At 72.8% G+C, this 1,543-nt stretch carries 1 protein-coding gene; it reads left to right on the top strand.

Features of this window, described 5'->3' with window-relative positions; all coding sequences use genetic code 11:
* The coding region (locus tag D7V93_RS42885) for a chemotaxis protein CheA (protein WP_244237847.1) at window positions 1-1,543 on the top strand (1,543 nt) is incomplete at both ends.

The following is a 1,543-nucleotide window of genomic DNA, read 5'->3' as shown; positions in this document are numbered from 1 at the left end:
GCCCCGGCCCGTGGCCCCGGCGGCGCCCGCCGTGTCCGCGGCCCCGGCGGCTCCGGTCGCCGCGGCGCGCACCGCCGAACCGGTCGCCGTAGCGGCGCCCCCGCCCGTGAAGGAGGAGGAGGCCCCGAACGTCGCGAAGGGCAACTCCATCGCGGATCGCAGCATCCGCGTGAACGTGGAGGTGCTGGACTCGCTGGGTCTGCTCGCTGGCGACCTGCTGGTGGAGAGCGCCCGTGGCCGGCTCCGCAGCACGGAGACGGCGGCGCTCTTCGAGCGCTTCAGCCGCCTGGGCGACCGCTTCCTGCGGATGTCCGAACAGGTGGACGTGCCGGACGCGGTGCGCTCGGAGCTGGAGCGCGCGGAGGCCGACCTGCACATGCTGCGCGACGACGCGTTCCGCTTCGTGCGCCGCAACGGCGACGGCATCAACACGCTGCACGGCAACCTGGCCCAGCTGGCGGACCACGTGGCCGAGGCGCGCCTGGTGCCGCTGGCCACCGTGTTCGACGCGTTCCCTCGCGCGGTGCGCGACATCGCGAAGACGCAGGAAAAGGAAGTGGACCTGGTCATCGAGAACGCCGACATCGGCGTGGACCGGTCCATGCTGGCCGACGTGCGCGACGCGCTGGTGCACCTCCTGCGCAACGCGGTGGATCACGGTCTGGAGTCCCCGGACCTGCGCCAGCAGATGGGCAAGCCCGCCACGGGCCGCATCCGCATCCGGGTGCGCGTGGACGGCGACATGCTCCACATCGAGGTGGAGGACGACGGCCGGGGCATGGACACGGACCGCCTCAAGCAGGTGGCCGTCAACAAGCGCCTGCTGTCGCCGGTGCAGGCCGCGGCGCTGTCGGAGCGCGAGGCCATCGAGCTCATCTTCCGCCCCGGCTTCTCCACCCGCGAACAGGTCAGCGAGCTGTCCGGCCGCGGCGTGGGCATGGACGTGGTGAAGCGCAAGGTGGAGACGCTGGGCGGTTCGGTGGGCGTCGCGAGCCGTCAGGGCCGTGGCACCACCATCACGCTGCGCCTGCCGCAGTCGCTGGCCCTGATGAAGGTCCTGCTGGTGCGCCTGGGCGACGACGTCTACGGCATGCCCGCGGCGGACGTGGTGGCCGTCATGCGCATCAAGCCCGATGACCGCATGGAGGTGTTTGGCACGCTGGCGGTGCGGCACCGGGGCAAGCCCACGGCGCTCGTGGCGCTGGGGCCGCTGCTGGGCCTCAACGGCGGCAACCGCTTCGACAAGCCGCCCGCGGTGGTGGTGCGCCACGGCGACGACTACGCCGCGCTGGTGGTGGACGGCTTCGTGGACGAGCGCGAGGTCGCGGTGAAGCCCTGCGGCGGCGAGTTCCTCAAGGGCGCGCCCTTCATCGCGGGCACGGCGGCGCTGGAGGACGGGCGCATCGCGGTGCTGCTGCTGGCCGCCCAGGCCCGCCCCGAACTGGAGTTCTTCTGCTTCCGGGTAGGAGAGCTGCGCTTCGGCGTTCCCAGCGAGAACGTCACCGAGGTGCTGCGCGCCGGCCTGCTCACGCCGCTGCCGCGC

The sequence above is a fragment of the Corallococcus llansteffanensis genome (assembly GCF_003612055.1).
Lineage (GTDB): Bacteria > Myxococcota > Myxococcia > Myxococcales > Myxococcaceae > Corallococcus > Corallococcus llansteffanensis.
The sequence above is the reverse complement of the archived record's forward strand: the minus strand, read 5'-3'. Positions and strand labels throughout refer to the sequence as shown.